At 67.1% G+C, this 17,320-nt stretch carries 16 protein-coding genes, 1 tRNA gene and 1 pseudogene; 8 read left to right on the top strand and 10 right to left on the bottom strand.

Annotated elements, in window-relative coordinates; genetic code table 11:
- The first annotated feature begins 40 nt into the window (after positions 1-40).
- Positions 41-1,762 carry a thiosulfohydrolase SoxB gene (gene soxB, locus ACOCMH_RS15750; RefSeq protein WP_427311767.1) on the top strand — a complete coding sequence of 574 codons (1,722 nt, stop codon included), beginning with the start codon at positions 41-43 and terminating at the stop codon, positions 1,760-1,762.
- A 73-nt stretch (positions 1,763-1,835) separates the two neighbouring features.
- Positions 1,836-1,911: transfer RNA gene (locus ACOCMH_RS15745), tRNA-Ala, on the top strand.
- A gap of 161 nt (positions 1,912-2,072) precedes the next feature.
- Here the strand turns inward: ACOCMH_RS15745 and ACOCMH_RS15740 are convergent.
- Positions 2,073-3,098, bottom strand: coding sequence for a hypothetical protein (locus ACOCMH_RS15740; RefSeq protein WP_427311766.1), 1,026 nt, complete (start codon positions 3,096-3,098; stop codon positions 2,073-2,075).
- Positions 3,099-3,301: 203 nt separating this feature from the next.
- Positions 3,302-5,218 carry a hypothetical protein gene (locus ACOCMH_RS15735; protein ID WP_427311765.1) on the bottom strand — a complete coding sequence of 639 codons (1,917 nt, stop codon included), beginning with the start codon at positions 5,216-5,218 and terminating at the stop codon, positions 3,302-3,304.
- 889 nt (positions 5,219-6,107) lie between these two features.
- On the opposite strand from ACOCMH_RS15735, the pseudogene ACOCMH_RS15730 reads away from it, so the two are divergent.
- Positions 6,108-6,582, top strand: a pseudogene (locus tag ACOCMH_RS15730) (MFS transporter); the annotation flags it as partial.
- Between the two features lie 41 nt (positions 6,583-6,623).
- Entirely contained in the window at positions 6,624-7,337 is a 714-nt protein-coding gene (locus tag ACOCMH_RS15725) for an aspartate/glutamate racemase family protein (protein WP_427311763.1), read from the top strand.
- Positions 7,338-7,344: 7 nt separating this feature from the next.
- Here ACOCMH_RS15725 and ACOCMH_RS15720 read toward each other — a convergent pair whose 3' ends face one another.
- Complete coding sequence (locus ACOCMH_RS15720; RefSeq protein WP_018006124.1) at positions 7,345-7,596, bottom strand: hypothetical protein; 252 nt, start codon at positions 7,594-7,596, stop codon at positions 7,345-7,347.
- 205 nt (positions 7,597-7,801) lie between these two features.
- Here ACOCMH_RS15720 and ACOCMH_RS15715 point away from each other — a divergent pair, with 205 nt between their 5' ends.
- Positions 7,802-8,746 (top strand): cation diffusion facilitator family transporter, encoded by a 945-nt coding sequence (locus ACOCMH_RS15715; RefSeq protein ID WP_427311761.1) that lies wholly within the window; start codon positions 7,802-7,804, stop codon positions 8,744-8,746.
- A gap of 348 nt (positions 8,747-9,094) precedes the next feature.
- Here ACOCMH_RS15715 and ACOCMH_RS15710 read toward each other — a convergent pair whose 3' ends face one another.
- Positions 9,095-9,721, bottom strand: a complete 627-nt coding sequence (locus ACOCMH_RS15710) for a DNA-3-methyladenine glycosylase I (RefSeq protein WP_427311760.1) — start codon at positions 9,719-9,721, stop codon at positions 9,095-9,097.
- Positions 9,722-9,825: 104 nt separating this feature from the next.
- Between ACOCMH_RS15710 and ACOCMH_RS15705 the strand changes: the two genes are divergently transcribed.
- The gene (locus tag ACOCMH_RS15705; RefSeq protein ID WP_427311758.1) at positions 9,826-10,182 is read left to right on the top strand and encodes a DUF2314 domain-containing protein; all 357 of its coding nucleotides are present in this window, start codon (positions 9,826-9,828) and stop codon (positions 10,180-10,182) included.
- A 69-nt stretch (positions 10,183-10,251) separates the two neighbouring features.
- Here ACOCMH_RS15705 and ACOCMH_RS15700 read toward each other — a convergent pair whose 3' ends face one another.
- A complete protein-coding gene (locus tag ACOCMH_RS15700) occupies positions 10,252-11,565 on the bottom strand; it encodes an MFS transporter (protein WP_427311756.1) in 1,314 nt (437 codons plus the stop codon).
- 75 nt (positions 11,566-11,640) lie between these two features.
- Entirely contained in the window at positions 11,641-11,958 is a 318-nt protein-coding gene (locus ACOCMH_RS15695) for a hypothetical protein (RefSeq protein ID WP_427311754.1), read from the bottom strand.
- Positions 11,959-12,221: 263 nt separating this feature from the next.
- On the opposite strand from ACOCMH_RS15695, the gene ACOCMH_RS15690 reads away from it, so the two are divergent.
- Entirely contained in the window at positions 12,222-13,106 is an 885-nt protein-coding gene (locus ACOCMH_RS15690; protein ID WP_427311752.1) for a DODA-type extradiol aromatic ring-opening family dioxygenase, read from the top strand.
- A gap of 14 nt (positions 13,107-13,120) precedes the next feature.
- On the opposite strand, the gene ACOCMH_RS15685 is transcribed toward ACOCMH_RS15690, so the two are convergent.
- The 4 genes from ACOCMH_RS15685 to ACOCMH_RS15670 form a co-directional block, all read right to left on the bottom strand.
- Positions 13,121-14,251, bottom strand: a complete 1,131-nt coding sequence (locus tag ACOCMH_RS15685) for an MFS transporter (protein WP_427313304.1) — start codon at positions 14,249-14,251, stop codon at positions 13,121-13,123.
- Between the two features lie 68 nt (positions 14,252-14,319).
- Positions 14,320-15,609, bottom strand: coding sequence for an MFS transporter (locus ACOCMH_RS15680; protein ID WP_427311750.1), 1,290 nt, complete (start codon positions 15,607-15,609; stop codon positions 14,320-14,322).
- A gap of 100 nt (positions 15,610-15,709) precedes the next feature.
- Complete coding sequence (locus tag ACOCMH_RS15675; protein ID WP_427313303.1) at positions 15,710-16,129, bottom strand: VOC family protein; 420 nt, start codon at positions 16,127-16,129, stop codon at positions 15,710-15,712.
- Positions 16,130-16,133: 4 nt separating this feature from the next.
- Positions 16,134-16,484: a GFA family protein gene (locus ACOCMH_RS15670; RefSeq protein WP_427311749.1), complete on the bottom strand. Its 351-nt coding sequence runs from the start codon at positions 16,482-16,484 to the stop codon at positions 16,134-16,136.
- Positions 16,485-16,660: 176 nt separating this feature from the next.
- Between ACOCMH_RS15670 and ACOCMH_RS15665 the strand changes: the two genes are divergently transcribed.
- A complete protein-coding gene (locus tag ACOCMH_RS15665) occupies positions 16,661-17,272 on the top strand; it encodes an HD domain-containing protein (RefSeq protein WP_427311747.1) in 612 nt (203 codons plus the stop codon).
- Positions 17,273-17,320 lie beyond the last annotated feature (48 nt).

The following is a 17,320-nucleotide window of genomic DNA, read 5'->3' as shown; positions in this document are numbered from 1 at the left end:
CCACGCGCCCACCGGCACGCACTTATCCACAGGAAGAGACATGAACCGACGCGAGTTCCTGCAGGTGCTGGCCATCGCCGGCGCCGGCGGCATGACGTTCCCCCACCAGGATGCCCACGCCGCGCAGGCCGCCGAGGCCATGTACGACCTGCCGCGCTTCGGCAACGTCCACCTGCTGCATTTCACCGACTGCCATGCGCAACTGCGGCCGGTGTACTTCCGCGAACCCAACGTCAACCTCGGCATCGGCGACTATGCCGGCAAGCCGCCGCACCTGGTCGGCGAGGCGCTGCTGCGCCATTACGGCATCCATCCCGGCACCGCGCAGGCGCATGCGTTGACCTACCTCGATTTCAACGAGGCGGCACGCCGCTATGGCAAGGTCGGCGGGTTTGCGCACCTGGCCACGCTGGTGCAACGGCTCAAGGCCGGCCGCCCGGGGGCGTTGCTGCTCGACGGCGGTGATACCTGGCAGGGTTCGGCCACCGCGCTGTGGACCAAGGGCCAGGACATGGTCGATGCCGCGCTGGCGCTGGGCGTCGACGTGATGACGCCACACTGGGAGATGACGCTGGGCGCCGAGCGCGTCAGGGAGATCGTCGACAAGGACTTCAAGGGCAAGGTCGCCTTCCTGGCGCAGAACATCAAGACCAACGACTTCGGCGACCCGGTGTTCGAGCCGTACGTGATCCGCGAGATCAACGGCGTGCCGGTGGCGATCATCGGCCAGGCCTTCCCGTACACCCCCATCGCCAACCCGCGCTACTTCGTGCCGGACTGGACCTTCGGCATCCAGGAAGAGAACCTGCAGCAGGTCATCGACGCGGCGCGCGGCAAGGGCGCGCAGGCGGTGGTGCTGCTGTCGCACAACGGCATGGACGTGGACCTGAAGCTGGCCTCGCGCGTGCGCGGGCTCGACGCCATCCTCGGCGGCCACACCCATGACGGCGTGCCCGCGCCAGTGCCGGTGAAGAACGCCGGCGGCACCACGCTGGTGACCAATGCCGGCTCCAACGGCAAGTTCCTCGGCGTGCTCGATTTCGACGTGAAAAATGGCAAGGTGGCCGACTTCCGCTACCGGCTGCTGCCAGTCTTCGCCAACTACCTGCCGCCCGACCCCGGCATGGACGCACTGATCCGCAAGGTCCGCGCGCCCTATGAGCAGAAGCTGGGCGAGGTGCTGGCCGTCAACCGCGGCTTGCTGTACCGGCGCGGCAACTTCAACGGCACCTTCGACCAGCTGATCCTCGATGGGCTGATGCAGGCCCAGGGCGCGCAGATCGCGTTCTCGCCGGGCTTCCGCTGGGGCACCACGTTGCTGCCGGGCCAGGCCATCACCATGGAACACCTGATGGACCAGACCGCCATCACCTACCCGTACACCACGGTGACGCAGATGAGCGGCGCGACCATCAAGACCATCCTGGAAGACGTCGCCGACAATCTGTTCAACCCGGACCCGTACTACCAGCAGGGCGGCGACATGGTGCGTGTCGGCGGCCTGCAGTACACCATCGACCCGGCCGCCGGCATGGGCAAGCGCATCACCGACATGCGCCTGGGCGGCAAGCCGCTCGACGCCGCCAAGACCTACAAAGTGGCCGGCTGGGCCCCGGTCGCCGAAGAAGCCCGCGACGCCGGCGGGCCGCCGATCTGGGACGTGATGGCGCAGTGGCTGCGCAGCACCCGGGAAGTCAGCGCCCGCCCGCTGAACCTGCCGCGCGTGCGCGGCATGGATGGCAATGCCGGCATCGCGGCGTGATGTGGCAAACACCACGCATGATTGCGCCGAGGATTGAAGCGCCCGGCTCAAGTACGCTACAATCCTCCGCGACGGGCCGATAGCTCAGCTGGGAGAGCGCTGCGTTCGCAATGCAGAGGTCGGGAGTTCGATCCTCCTTCGGTCCACCAGAATTCTTTCAAGCATCCCGCAAAACATCGCATACCCCGGAGCCGTCAGGTTGCCGGGGTTTTTTGTTGGGGTCTTGTAAAGGCTGGCATGAACGGTCCTAGAGAACGCGCAAAATTCTGCACCGGCCGTCCTGGCTCGATGTTCCGCGGTCACGCCCCCCTCAGAACGCTGCAGCAACCTGGACCGCCCGCGCTCCTAACAACTCCCTGAACCCCGCCTCATGATGCCGCAGCGCATGCGGCGCATACCAGGCGTGGGCGGCCCGGCCGATGCGCCAGGCGGCGTCCAGGTCGGTCGTCATGGCCGGGATCGAAGGCAGGTAATGCCCGGGTGTGATGCCATCGTGCACGCCGCCGTGGCGGGACAGCAGCACGGGGCAGACCGCGTGGGCGCAGTACGCGGCGAATACTCCGCTCTTGGCCGCATAGTCGACCGGATAGGCCAGCACGCCATAGGTCGATGCCGACAGGAGCCGCGCCGCTTCGGCGGCTTCGACGCGGCCGTGCACCACCGCGCCTTGGTGAGCGACTCTGGCCGCCAGACCGGCGTCGCCGAGCGGTGGCCCGACGTCATGCAGCGTGAAGCCGGCACGATTGACCCAGTCGAACAGCGCGTCACCCGCTTCCTGGTAAGTCTGGGCGCGCAGCGCCGGGCCGCCGAGCAAGACCACGGCAGCCTGCCTGTCCCGAAGCTGCGCGCCACTTTCCCCGAGATTGGAAAACACCGGCAGCACGCGATGCGGCCGCGCCGGCGCGTGGGTGTCGAGCCAGCGCGCCGAGCCCTCGCGGTTGGTCACCCAGAAGTCGGCCAGCGCCGCCAGTTCCGCGGCAATGTAGCGCTGCACCGGTGAGAGCCAGAACGCCGAGCGCCATGGTGCCCCGTCGGCATACAGTTCGTGGAAGTAGATGCCGAGACGGCGCATGCGCGGGCGGGCCTCGCGCAGCCGGCGCAGCAGCCACAGCGGCGCGCCGCGCCTGGCGTAGCCGTAGCCGCAGTAATGGAGGATCACATCGGCGCCGTCCAGCGCGGTCGCGGGCAGGTCGGGCGTCGCCTCTAGAAGCTGTCCCTGCAGCAACCCGTTCAGCGTCGCGGCATAGTCCTTGACGCCACCCTCGCCGGGCGCGACCAGGCTGATGGGGGCGCCGGTGCCGCGGGCGTTCAGATCGTGGGCGGATGGACTCGGCATTGGGACAGGCTCCTTGCGCATATGGCGAGGTTGTCATGTCCGCTGGCAGGATATCTGTGCTCCAGCGCACGCGGCGTCACGGCGTTACCGGCGTCTGCCCAATGAAAAAAGCCCGCACGGCGAACCGTGCGGGCCTCGATCAAGCGATATCAGTGGGAGAAGCTTGCCGGGATCAACCGGCGCGCTTCAGGCTGACATGACGCTCAGGGTACATTGCTTTGGGTGAAGTTGAACGGCTTGCCGGCCACCGCATAGGCACCGCCGAACTCGAACTCTTCATTGCCCGACTGGCCCACGCCGATATACATCGGGGTGTTGCCACCCTGGAGGTTGATCGGTGCATAGCGATAGTTCAGCACCTGCTTGCCGGCATAGTCGGTCAGCGTGATCACGCTGGTCAGCAGCGGGCTTTGCTGGGTTTCGGACACCGTGATCGGGTCGACGATGCGCGAATCCTGCAGCGTCTTTTCAACCGTCAGCGTTGCCATATCTACCAGCTGCACCTTCTGCTCGCCGCGCGACACCACCCACAGCTTGGTGTTCGAGTTGCCGAAGCTCTCGCGGTTCACCTGGTGGATCATGCTGGTGGGGTTCTTGCCCACTTGCAGGGTGGTCACTTCCTTGATCAGCGCGGGATCGAGGTTGGTACCGGACTGCACGCCAGCCACCGAGATAGCGTGGATCACGCCGTCTTCCGTCGCCACCCAGGCCTGGCCGGGGTTGGCCAGGATCGAGACCTTCACCGCGGTCGGCTTTTCAGCCAGGCTCATGGTCTTGATGATGGTCGGAGCGTAGTTGTCCACCGCGAACGTCTGCGGCCATTGCGAGTCTTCCTGGCCCGTATTCGACAGCGCGTTCTGCAGGTCGCTGAAGCTGCCTTCGAAATAGGTGTTGTTGACCTTGTCGAACAGCGGCTTCAGGTCCAGGAACACTACCTTCTTTTCCGACTTCGAGATCACTGCGGCCACGCCGGCGCGGGAGATCAGGTCGGCGTTGACACCACCCACGGCGAAGCTCTTCTGGTTGGCTTCGCTCAGGCCAGGCGTCACTTCGTCGCGACCCAGGCTCGCGCCGCGGTCACCCACCGGGTCACGCATCCAGCCCTGGGTGGTGTTGTCCTGCATGGTGCTGAAGTCGGTCACGGCGGAAATGTCCGTCGGGGCCTTCATATCCGGCAGGTCAACGAAGCCCAGCAGCTTCATGAAGACGAAGTTCGACATATTGCGCAGGCCCGGATAGAGGCCGGCCCACGACATATCGCTGGAGTCATACGGGCCGCCCACCTGGCTGCCGTCGGCGAGACTGCCCAGCGCAATCACAGCCACCTGGCCCTTCAGGTTCTTGGTGTCCCAGATGGTGACCAAGGCGAATTCGGAATTCGAGGTGATCGCGATTGCCGTGGGCACCTTGCCATCAGGAAGCTTCACCGAAGCCGAGTGCGAAGCCGTATTCGTGCCGACCGAAGCGATCAGGCCGTTCTGGAAAGCCACCAGCGACTGTGCGCAATCGTGCTCGCTGCAGCGGCCCATGGCGATCGGCTGCGTGGGCATGACGCCACCGTTGGCGGCGACGTGATTATTCAGTTGCGGATTGGTGGTGGCATTGCCAAACACCCAGGCCGTCTGCGGCTTCTCGGCGATGGTGCCGGCGCTCAGGTCAAGCGTCAGCAGCGGCGTGACGGCGGAATCGGAGGCGACGTCGGGGCGGTAAATCACATCGCCCATATTGCTGCCGAAATCGTTACGGGTGCAGTCGATGTTACCCAGCTGGTAAATGATGTTGGTGCTGGTGTCCATCTGGGTGCCGGGAAATTCCTGCTGGTAGCAGGTATTACCATGCGGATAAAAGGTCTGGTCCGAGGGCTTCCAATAGGTTTTGACTGCTGCGGCGGCCGAATTACTTGCGCCATAGCGATAAGCCATGGCTTTATCGCTGCTGTAATCGGAAGCAATGGCGACATATTCGCTGGCATTCAGGCTGCCGGTAGCGTCGAAAATCGCGTCGGCAACCTGGGTCGATTCAGCCGGTGTGGACGGGCGACGCGAAGCACGCGAAGCTTCCGTCGACGAGCTGCTGCCGGAGGTGGCATCGTCGCCACCGCCGCCGCATGCCGTAAGCACCACAGCGGCACAGGCAGCGGCCAAGAAGTTCAGGCTCGGGGAAATGTAGGAATTACGCGTTCTGCGCAGGTCGGATGGGTTATCGCGAGGTAGATTTTTCCCAGTCATTGATTTTTAAGTAAATGGATAAAAGATGAAAGTGAATAAACATCACCACCCCGTTCTGGTGCCGGTTGGGGGTGTGCGCGAAGAATTGCAGTGGCATAAAAAGCGGATCGGGTTAACCCCTTGGGAAACCCGGCAGCGGCGATACTAGGGGCACGTGTCCGAGAGCGTACAGGACAGTAACAATGGGTTACGTGTGATTTTCTGGCGGGGCACCTATGCACTATTGCTGGGCACGGTTGCGACGTAACGATTACTCGCCTGCGGATCACATGTAAGGATTTGTTCGATTTGTGGACAGTTTTCCGTACGGGGCAATATCATCGCGCGCGATTTTCGCGGCTTCAAGAACGGGAAATTGCGCTGACCTGGGCGAGGGCCGGGCGGGCATTTAATGCCGGCGCAACGCCAGAGCGTCGAGGGGTTAATGCCACCTGAATTCCATATGAATGCCAGCGCTGCGAGCCGTTAAGCGCCACGCGCCGCGGCCACGCAGCGGGACGCGCGGCTCGCCTCGATCGGCGCCATGCGCTATCGTTGAGCCTGGGCCCGGCGCGCGCGCCGGGCGCTGTTGACCACCCGTGCCCGCCAGGACTGACACGTCCCATGCAAGCCAACCGGAAATCGTTCGTCGGACGCATTCGCGAACAGCTGGGCCAGTTCCGTCGGGAGCGCTCGGTCCCGGCCCGTAAAGCAAGCGCCGGCGTGCGCTGGAAGCAAAAGCATGGGTGCGGAAGTCATCGTTTCTTCGTCGCAGCCGCGGCTGTAGCAGCTCGAGCGGGCGCTGGACGATATCGGCGTCACCCCGTCGCACAAGAAAATCCTGGCGCTGATTTTGTTCGGCGTGCTGTTCGACGTGTTCGAGCAGAATGCCGTGGGCCTGGCGGGACCTTTGCTGCGGGAATACTGGGGCGTGTCGGCGGCGGAGATCGGTTTTCTCAACACACTGACGTTCGGCGCGGCGGCGCTAGGTCGGCTGGGTTCCGGCTATATCGCCGACCGGTATGGGGCGCCGCGCTATGCTGAGCATCAACCTGATGCTATTCACGCTGGGTGCGCTGATCTGCGCGCTGGCGCCGAATTATGCTGTGCTCGCCGCGGGGCGTTTTATTGTCGGCTTGGGGCTCGGCGGCGAGATCTCGATCGCAGTGACCGTGCTGGCCGAATTTTGCTCGTCGCGGTTCCGCGGCGTGGCGGCGGGGGCGATCAACGTGGCGGGCGGCGGCCTGGACAATATGCTGGCGCCGGCATTCGGGCTGGCGAAAAACGCCGGCAGCACCACCTGAATCCCGAGACTTCGATGCCCCACATCCTGCTGATCAACCCGAATACTTCCAGCGCCACCACGCAAATGATGGTCGGCATCGCGCGCGCCTGGTTCGCGCAGCACCTGGCCGCCCCGCCGGCCGTGGTGGGCGCGACGGCTGCACTCGGTGCGCCGATGATCGTCGACGACGGCGATCTGGCGGTGGCCGGCGAGGCGGTCAATGACGCAGACATGCTGCGCCTGGCCCGCCGTGCCGGGGGCGTGATCGTGGGCGCCTTCGGTGATCCGGGCCTCGACGCGCTGCGCGCGCAGCTGACGGTGCCGGTGGTGGGCATCGGCGAGGCCGCGATGCGTGCCGCCGCGGCGGGCGAGCGGCGCTTCGGCATCGCCACCACCACGCCGCGGCTGGCGGCTTCGATCGAAGCCGGCGTGCGCCGGCAGGGGCTGGAGGCGTGGTTTACCGGCGCGCGCTTCACCGATGGCGACCCGCGCGCGCTGGGCAACCTGCCGCAACAACAGGAAGAACGGCTGGCGGGCGCCGTGCAGGCGTGTGTCGACGATGGCGCGCAGGCCGTGATCATCGGCGGCGGGCCGCTTGGCGAGGCCGCGCGGGCGCTGGGACAGCGCTTTGCGGTACCCGTGATCGGGCCCATCCCGTCTGCATGCGAAGCGCTGGCCCGCGCCTTGCGGCTGGCCTTGCGCCAGGGGCCGGCGGCAGCGCCGGAAACTGCTGCGGCAGACGCGTAAGCGCTGCCTAGGCCACGCGGGTAGGGCGTCTGGCCTTCATGGCCGAGGGGCGAACCTGTTGCAGCGCGCGCAGCGACTGCAGGGCATCCTCGACTGCTTCGATGCCGTCGCGCAGGCGGCCGGTGGCGTAGCCCAGGCGGCTTTGCGCATCGGCATCGGGCGTGGAAAGGTTTTCGAGTGCGTCGACTTCGGCCTGCATCTGTCCGACCAGGCGGCGTAGCTGGGATGTGCTGTGCGAGGCTAGCGAACGGATCGCCATCGTGAGAGCCCTCCTTGCAAAGACCGGGTGCGCCCGCTGGCGCTGGTGCGCACGGTTGGTGCGGTGCCCGTCTTGTCTACGGTAAGGGCGGCGCAATAAGTTAGCCAGCGCTGTTACGAAATCGGCACGATGGCGTGGCCGCACGCCGCGCCGCGCTTTGTGCAGGTTCGGCTATAGTCACCCGATGGAATCGCACTTCCCCAGCATGCGCGCAAAACCGGGCGACCTGCCCGACGACGACGCTACCCCCGCGGCGCAGGCCGAGGCGCGCCACCGCGCCGGCCGGCGCAGCACGCTGGTCAGCGTGGCGGTCAATATCGGCCTGACCGCGGTACAGGCGGTCGCGGGCGTGACCTCCGGCTCGCAGGCGCTGCTTGCCGATGCTGCGCATTCCCTGTCCGACCTGCTTTCGGACTTTGTCGTGCTGGCCGCCGGATGGCAAAGCCGCAAGGATCCGGATGCCGACCACCAGTACGGCCACCTGCGCTTCGAGACCGCGGCATCGCTGGCCCTCGGTGTACTGCTGCTGACGGTGGCGGCGGGCATGCTGTGGGCGGCGCTGGGCAAGCTGCAGCATCCGGGCGGCGCACAGCCGGTGCAGCCGCTGGCACTTTGGGTGGCGCTGGCTGCACTGGCCGCCAAGGAAGCGCTGTTCCGCTACATGCTGGCCGTGGCGCGGCGAGTGCGTTCCAGCATGCTGGTGGCCAACGCCTGGCATGCGCGCTCGGATGCGGCTTCATCGCTGGTGGTGGCGCTTGGCATCGGCGGCAACCTGCTTGGCTACCACATCCTGGATCCGATCGCGGCGATCGTGGTGGGTCTGATGGTGGCGCGCATGGGGCTGCGCTTTGGCTGGGACGCGCTCAACGACCTGATGGACCGCGCAGCCGACGAGGAAACCGTCAACGCCATCCGCGCCACCATGCTGGCCACGCCCGGCGTGCTCGGCCTGCACGACCTGCGCACGCGCAAGATGGGCGACCAGGTCCTGGTCGACGTGCACCTCGAGATCGACGCCAGCCTGACCGTGGCGCAGGGCCATGCCATCGCGGTGGAGGCGCGGCGCCGCACGCTGGAACACCACCACGTGCTGAACGTGATGACGCACGTCGACCCGGTATACGTTGCCGCCAAGACTGCCGATGGCTGAGCCCGGCTGTGGACAGCTTGGTCCGATGCTGGGGATAACCGGCCGGACAAGCTGTGTCCCGCCTGGGGACGCGTTGTGGGACGTATACGGACAACTCCCGTGTTCACGAGGCAGCCGTATACGTCGCCACCGTCTTGTCCCGCCAAATCAGGGTTATCCCGGATCCGTTATCTTTCCCGCAAGTCACTGACTTGAAAGGAAAAAGGTGACTTATCCACGGCTCGGAGCCAGGTTTACCTACTACTACTATGTTTACATATGTAAACAATATAAAGACCATAACCAGGACCTTTGCGCCAGATGGCGGTGTCCCGGTGGGTTATGTATACGCGGCTGCACGTATACCGGCTAGCGCGGCACTTTGAACGTCTTGCGCGCGGCCACCGCCTGCGCGCGCGTGGCGCAGCCCTCCTGGTGGTCGTTGACCAGGCCCATTGCCTGCATCAGCGCATACATCGTGGTGGGGCCGACAAAACGCCAGCCGCGCTGCTTCAGATCCTTGGACAGCGCGGTGGATTCAGGCGACGTGGCCATGGTCCGTAGCACTTCGGGCGTCAGCAGCTTGGGCCGGCTGGCCGGATCGGGCTCGAAGCGCCAGAAATAGGCCGCCAGCGAGGACTCCGACTCCAGCAGCTCGCGGGCGCGCTGGGCGTTGTTGATCGCGGCCTCGATCTTGCCGCGATGGCGCACGATGCCGGCGTCGCCCAGCAGGCGCGCGATATCGCGCTCGGTAAAGCGCGCGACTTTCTCGATGTCGAAATTGGCAAACGCCTTGCGGAAGGCTTCGCGCTTGCGCAGGATGGTCAGCCAGCTCAGGCCGGACTGGAACCCCTCCAGGCAAAGCTTCTCGAACAGCCGCCGGTCGTCGGCCACTGGAAAGCCCCACTCGGTATCGTGGTAGTGGCAGTAATCCTCCAGCGTGCCGCACCAGCCGCAGCGCACCGGCACCGGCAGGTCTTCCTTGTTGCTCGTCATGCGGTCCTTTCAATTGGGAATGGGCGTGGCGCCGGCCTGCCCCTCGCCGGCCGGCGCATTTGCTGCGATCATGCCCGCACCTGAAAGATTGCGGAAGGCTGAAAATGGACATGCGATTGACCACCCTGGACGAAGACGGATGGGAGCTCGACGACGCCGAGCCCATCGCCGCCGCCCACCCTGACACCTTCTGGCTGCCGCCCCGCGCGGAACGCGACGCGCTCGCGGCCGGCCAGCAGGTCAAGCTGATCTTCCGCATCCTCGTGGCGGACGAGGCCGGCAACGAGGAAGTGCACGTCGAGCGGATGTGGGTCAATGTCACGGGCCGCGAAGGCGCGCTCTATACCGGCGAACTCGACAACCAGCCGTACTGCACCGACGAGATGAACCCCGGCATGCCGCTGTGTTTCGAGGCCCGGCATGTGATTCATATTTATCGGGACGGCGAAGAAAACGCCTGATCGACCGGCCGCGGGCAACAAAAAAGCCAGCCGCAAGGCTGGCTTTTCCGATTTGGGGACGCTACGTGCTCATTCCAGCTTCTTGCCGGTCCGGTCGTGCATGAAGATCAGCGCGACCAAGCTCACCGTGGCGGCGGCGATCACGTAGTAGGCCGGCGCCAGCTTGTTCTGCGTCGACTCGATCAGCCATGTCACGATCAGCGGGGCAAAACCGCCGAAGATGGTCACGGCGAAGTTATAGGCGAGTGACAGGCCGGTAGAGCGCACTTCGGTCGGGAACTGCTCGGCCAGCACGGCCGGGGCCGGGCCGGTAAAGGCCGCCAGCAGGATGCCCAGCACGATCTGCACCTGCAGCAGCGTCTGCGTGGTCGGCGCCACGTTGAGCCAGTGGAACAGCGGATAGGCGAGCACGCCGATGAGCAGCGCCACGACGCCCAGCATGCGCTTGCGGCCGATGCGGTCCGACAGCATGCCCATCAGCGGGCACAGCACCAGGATGATGGCGCCGCACAGCGCGGTCGACTGGAACGTGGCGCCCAGCGGCAGACCCAGCTGCTGCTTGGCGTACGACGGCATGTAGAACACCAGCACGTAGGTGCAGACCGTCCACAGGATGGTCACGCCCAGCCCGGCCAGCACTTCGCGCGGGTGGTCGCGCAGCACCTGCGACAGCGGCGAAAACTTCACCTTCGCGGCCTGGCGGGCGGCCTGGCGCGCCTCGAACTCGGGCGGCTCGTGCAGGTGCGAACGGATATACATGCCGACCGGCCCGATCAGCAGGCCGAACAGGAACGGGATGCGCCAGCCCCAGGCGTCGATCTGTTCCGGCGCCAGGCCATTGGTGACCAGCGCGCCCATGGCCGCGCCCAGCATGAAGGAGATCCCTTGGCTGGCCTGCTGCCAGCTGGCATAGGCGCCGCGCTCGGCGTCAGGCGCGTGCTCGATCAGGAAAGCGGTGGCGCCGCCCACTTCGCCGCCGGCGGAAAAGCCCTGGATCAGGCGCGCCAGCACGATCAACGCAGGGGCCCACAGGCCAATCTGGTCGTAGGTCGGGGCCAGTCCGATGATGGCCGTGCCCAGCGCCATCAGCAGGATGGTCAGCGTCAGCGCCGCCTTGCGGCCGACGCGGTCGGCGTAGACGCCCAGCACGATGGCGCCGACCGGGCGCATGAAGAAGCCCACGCCGAAGGTGGCGACGGTGAGCAGGAACGAGGTCAGGTCATTGCCGGTGGGAAAGAACAGCTTGGCAATAATGACGGCGAAGAAGCTGTAGACGGTGAAGTCGAACCACTCCAGGCCATTGCCGATGGTGGCGGCGATGATCGCCTTGCGTCGGGTGGCGTGGGTCAGTTCGGGAACGGGGGCGGTTGTGGTCGCGGTCATGAAGCGTTGGTTATGCGGGGAAATCGCCATATTAAGCGATTCCTTAACCGCATACCGCGGCGCCGCCGACGCCACTCAGCCGCTCAGTGCCGATCCGGAGCCCGACGCGCCAATCGCGGCGGTCTCGGCGGGCGCCTGTACGTCTGTGGTTGGCACGGCCTGGCGCGCCGGGCGACGCCGCGTGAACCACAGCAGCAATGCGCTGGCTATCCAGCCAGTCACAAATACCGTGTCGCCGCCAAGGTTCAGCCAGGCGGGCGCGGCCGGCATGCCGGTTACCGACAGCAGCAGCCCGGCCGGCAGACGCGCAAGGATCCACAGCGCTACGGCGGGCACGCTGCCGTAGACGCCTGGGTGCCACCATTGCCCGGAAACAGGTTTGCGCGGTGCCAACTGGGTCTCCTGCCATGCTGCGCGGGATGGCGCTGCGTTGTGTAAGTCCCTCCGGAGCCGCTCGATAGCGAACTCCCGGCTGCATGATAAGTCCGTGCCGTCGGCCCGGGCGCTGGCGTCGCCGGCGCAGTGTGGGCGGTGCCACGCATCGTCCCCGCGATTCAATTTTTTTGCATGAGGTGTCCGCAAACGCGGCCCGCGCCCGCCGCCGTTCTTTGCCAAACTGGAAGCCAGTACACAAACCGTTTGAAGGTGGTATTGCCATGCTTCCCTCGCTCTATATCTCGCACGGCTCGCCAATGCTGGCCATCGATCCCGGCCCCACCGGTGCCGCCTTCGATGCACTTGGCGCCCGTCTGCGCGCGCAGCGTCCGCGCGCGGTGCTGGTGATTTCGGCGCACTGGATCTACAGCACGCTGGCGGTCACCAGCCGCGAGCGCCAGGAGGCGTGGCACGATTTCGGCGGCTTCCCGCGCGAGTTGTACGCGCTGCGCTACGACGCCCCCGGTTCGCCGGAGTTGGCGGCGCGGGTGAAGGCGCTGGTCGAGACGGCGGCGATTCCCGGCGCGGGGTTTGTCGGCGAAGACGACGAGCGTCCGCTGGACCACGGCGCTTGGATGCCGATGCGCCACTTCTTTCCGGATGCCGACATGCCGGTGGTGCAGCTGGCGCTGAATCCGTACCTGCCGCCGGCGACGCAGATCGCGATCGGGCGCGCACTGGCGCCACTGCGCGACGAAGGCGTGCTGGTGCTGGCCTCGGGCAGCTTCACGCACAACCTGCAGGAAGTGTTTGGCGGCGGCCGGCGCGAACAGCACGGCCCGCAAGCGGAGCCGTACGTCGAAGCCTTCCGCAAGTGGATGGCCGAGGCGCTGGAGCAGGCGCTGGCCACCGGCGACACCAGCCGCATTGCCGATTACCGCGCGCAGGCGCCCTATGCGCGCCGCGCTCACCCGACCGACGAACACCTGCTGCCGTTCTATGTGGCGCTGGGTGCGGCGCTCGGCCCGGCGGGGGCGCCCCCTGCGATACCTGAGCCGGCCACGGTGTCCCGGGTGGCCGACGAGGTCACCTATGGCGTGCTGGCGATGGACAGCTTCGTTTTCGAAGGCATGGGCGCCGGGGCGCCACTGCGCGCCGCCGCCTGAAGCCGGCTGCGGGCCTACCGGCCCGCCGGCGTGCGTGGCGGCAGGTAACGCCGCGCCGAGCGCGCCCCCGACAGCGCGATCCAGCCCATGGTCAGCGCCACCAGCGCCAGGCCGGCGCGCAGGCTGGCCAGGTGCGCCACGCCGCCGATCAGCACCGGGCCCAGCAGCAGCCCCACATAAGCGAAGCGCGCCACCCGGGAAATCGCTTCCGCCGGCGCCACGCCAGGCAGCCGCGACGCGGCGACAAAGAAGATCGGCACCATATTGGCCGCGCCCAGCCCCATCAGCGCAAAGCCCGCCAGCGCGGCCAGCGGCAGCGGCACGGCCAAGGCCAGCGCAATGCCGGCAAAGCCCAGCCAGGCACTGCCGCTCAGCGTGGCGCTGTCGCCCAGGCGCGCGCGCACGCGGTCGCCGCCGAAGCGGCCGCACGCCATGCCGCCCGAGAACGCGGCATAGCCCAGGCTGATCCAGCCGTCGGGCGCGCGCGCCACGTCGCGCATGTAGACACTGGTCCAGTCGTACATCGCGCCTTCGCCGATCAGCCCGAGAAAGGCGAGCAGGCCCAGCAGCCATAGCGCCCGCACCGCATGGTCGCGATGGTGGGGCGCGGACGGCAGCACCGGATGGTCGGCCAGCAGCCCCGGCAGCGTTGCCACGGCCACCGCCGCGGTCACGCCGGCCATCAGCGCCGCATGCGCCAGCGGAGCCACCTCAAGTGCCAGCATCAGGCCGCCAAAGCCCGCGCCCGCCATGCCGCCGAGGCTGAACATGCCATGCAGCGCCGACATCACCGGCCGCGTGCGGCTGGCCTCGACCGTGGCGGCCTGCGCGTTCATGGCGACATCGAACGCCGCATTGGCCATGCCGAACGCCAGCAGCGCGGGCAGCAGCAGCCAGAACGTCGGCATCGCCAGGATGGCCACCGTGGCCAGCGCGAACAGCAGCCCGCCGGCCATCGCGGCGCGCGCGCTGCCGGCGCGTGCCACCCAGCGCCCGACCGGGCCCATCGCCACGATGGCGCCGCCGGCCACCGCCAGCATCGCCAGCGACAGCATCGCGTCGGACAGGCCGAAGCGCGCCTTGATGGTGGGGATATGCACGCCCCAGGTGGCAAAGGTCGCGCCGTTGACGAAGAACAGCGCCATGGTGCCGCGCGTGGCACGCGCGACCCGGCTGGCCGGCAGCACGGCGGCGGCAGGAGCAGGGGAGCCGTTCACGGGCGGCCCGCGTCCACGCGCAGCAGCCCGCGCCGGTGCAGCGCATAGCCGAACGCCAGCAGCGCGGCCAGCGCCAGCGCCAGCATCACCCACAGCATCAGCCAGTAGCCGCCGGCCGCGCGCCACAGCAGCGCGCCCAGCCACGGGGCTGCCGCCTGCATGAGCAGCACCGGCGTCATCATCAGCCCGTTGAGGGTGGCGTAGTGATGGCGCGAAATCAATTCCGGCATGGCCATTGCGCGCAGCATGGTGTTGACGCCGTTGGCGCAGCCGTACAGCACCGCCGCAACCATCAACCACGCGCCGTGCCCCAACGCAAAGCACAGCAGCCCGGCACTCATCAGCGCATAGACCGGCAGCGACAGCCGCACCGGGTGGCGCACCCCGGCGCGCATCATCAGCATGCGGCCCGCCACCTGGGCCGGCCCGATCAGCGCCGCGACCGCCAGTTGCTGCGCCACCGGCATGCCCTTTTCCGTCAGCATCGGGATCAGGTGCGCGCCCAGCAGCGACGCCACCACCGCGGTCGCGGTAAAGGCCAGCACCACCGCCCAGAACACCGGCTGGCGCAGCGTGGCGCGGGCGATGTCGCGGCTGCCGGAGCGGCCGTCGGCCGGGCCCGCGCCAGTGTAGGAGGGATGCAGGGCGTAGCGCATGCGCGCGTGCAGCGGCGCGCAGACCAGCAGGTTGAGCAGGGCAAAGCCGACCAGCGTGGGGCGCCAGCCGAGATGCAGCACCAGCCATTGCGCCAGCGGCACGAAGATGGTGCTGGCAAAGCCGGCCATCAGGGTAACGGCGACGATCGGCTTCTGGTACTGGTCGCCATAGGCCTGGCGCAGCACCACGAAGGCAGGCTCGTACAGCGTGCTCGCCATGGCCAGCCCGATCGGCACCCACATCAGCAGGAATACTGCCTGCGAGGGCGTCCATGCCCACAGCAGCAGGCCCAGCGCGGCCAGCACCGAACCCGCGCCCATCACCTTGCGCGCCGGCGCGCGGTCCAGCAGCCGGCCGACCGCAAACGAGCACAGCGCCCACACCAGCAGCCCCAGCGAATAGCCGCCGGCCAGGAAGGGCTTGGACCAGCCCAGGCTGCGGATCATGGGGTCGATGAAGACGGTGAAGGCGAAGAACAGCGTGCCCCACGAGATGGTCTCGGTCAGGCCGAGGATCCACACCAGCCGGCGCGGTGGCGTGACGGGCTGCGCGGGTCCGGCGCGGGCCGGGCTGGCGTCTGGGTCGGTGCTGGCGGCGTGCGTGCCTGAGCTGGCTTCTAGTGTGGTCATGGCGGGCCCGGCGGGGAATGGCCGCCCTGGAAGGCGGCGCGCCTGGGGCCAGTCGGAAATTGTAGCGAGCCTGTGCGCGCGCTGCCGGCGGCGCCGCGCGTTACTGTGCGGTCACCGGCGTCGGCGGTCCTTTCAGCTCGACCACATTGCCGTCGGGATCCTGCACATACAGCGAGGGTCCCTTGCCTTCGGCGCCGAAGCGCTGCGCCACTTCGCCCGCGTCGACGCCATGCCGTGCCAGGTGCGCGCGCAGCGCCGCGGCGTCGAACGGGTCGATGCGCAGGCAAAAATGATCGAGGTTGCGGCCTTCGGCGCCAGGCCCCGCGCCGCCCGCGCGCCCCAGCGGGCCATCCAGCGCGACCAGGTCGATCAGGCCGCTGCCGGCGCGCAGCTGGGTCAGGCCCAGGTCAGCCTGCTCGCGCTCGACGCTGCAGCCGAGCACGTCGACATAGAAGCGCCGCAGCGCGTCCACATCGGCGCTGCGCAACACCAGGTGATCGATGCCGACGATGCGGAACATGGCGTCAGTGGTGCAGCCCGTCATAGTCGATCACCTTCAGGCTGTCGAGGTCGACATTGTCCAGGCAGCGCACATTGACCGCGGCCATCGGCTTGCCGTCCTTGTCCTGGCCATCCGCATACGGGCCGCAGCCGCACACCGGGCAGAAGCGGTGTGCGATCTTCATGGTGTTGAAGCGGTAGGTCGAGGCGTTGCTCTCAGGCGTCTCCAGCCTGAAGCTTGCGCGCGGCACGAACCACAGCAGGTGGCCGCGCCGGCGGCAGATCGAGCAGTTGCAGCGGATCACGCTGGGGATGCTGTCGGCCTCGACCTCGAAGGCGATGTTGCCGCAATGGCAGCTTCCGTTGAAAGTCATGTTGTCTCCTTGAGCGGGTACCGTTCGGCCAAAATCACATCGACGCTGCTGCGCCGCAATATGCGGCCACATTGTTTGGTTTTTGACAGTGTAGTCCGGTCATGGCTGCCACAATGCCTGCACGCCTTTCAAGACGATGGCGGCATGCCAAGCACGCCCACCAAAAGGAGACCCGCATGAGCGACACCCACGCGCCCGCACGCGCCAGCTTCAGCCATATGGAACACGGCACCCGCGAGGACTGGGCCGCCATCTCGGCCGAGTTCATGCCGTTCGCACGGGCGCTGCCAGACCGCGTGCTGGCGCACCTGCGCCTGCTCGACGGCGACTGCGGCGGCTTCCCCGTGGACCGGCTCACGCATTCGCTGCAGACTGCGACGCTGGCCCACCGCGACGGCCAGGACGAGGAATACGTGGTCTGCGCGCTGCTGCACGATATCGGCGATACGCTGGGCAGCTTCAACCATCCCGATATTGCCGCCGCCATCCTCAAGCCCTTCGTCAGCGCCGAGAACCTGTGGATGGTGGAAAAGCACGGCGTGTTCCAGGGCTATTACTTCTTCCATCATCTCGGGCTCGATCGCAACCTGCGCGAGCAATACCGCAGCCAGCCGGCGCTGTTCGAACGCACCGCCGAGTTCTGCCGCAAGTACGATGCGGCGGCGTTCATGACGGACTACGACACGCTGCCGCTGTCGTTCTTCGAGCCGATGGTGCGCAGGGTGCTGTCGCAGCCGAAGAATTCGATGTACGTGAAGCCGGGAGAGACCACCCTGGCGCAGGCGTAACGCGACGACTCATGCCAACCCATGGTGTTCCCCTCTCCCCGCATGGGG

Origin of the sequence: Cupriavidus sp. H39, assembly GCF_050271075.1 — a bacterium.
Lineage (GTDB): Bacteria > Pseudomonadota > Gammaproteobacteria > Burkholderiales > Burkholderiaceae > Cupriavidus > Cupriavidus necator_B.
The sequence above is the reverse complement of the archived record's forward strand: the minus strand, read 5'-3'. Positions and strand labels throughout refer to the sequence as shown.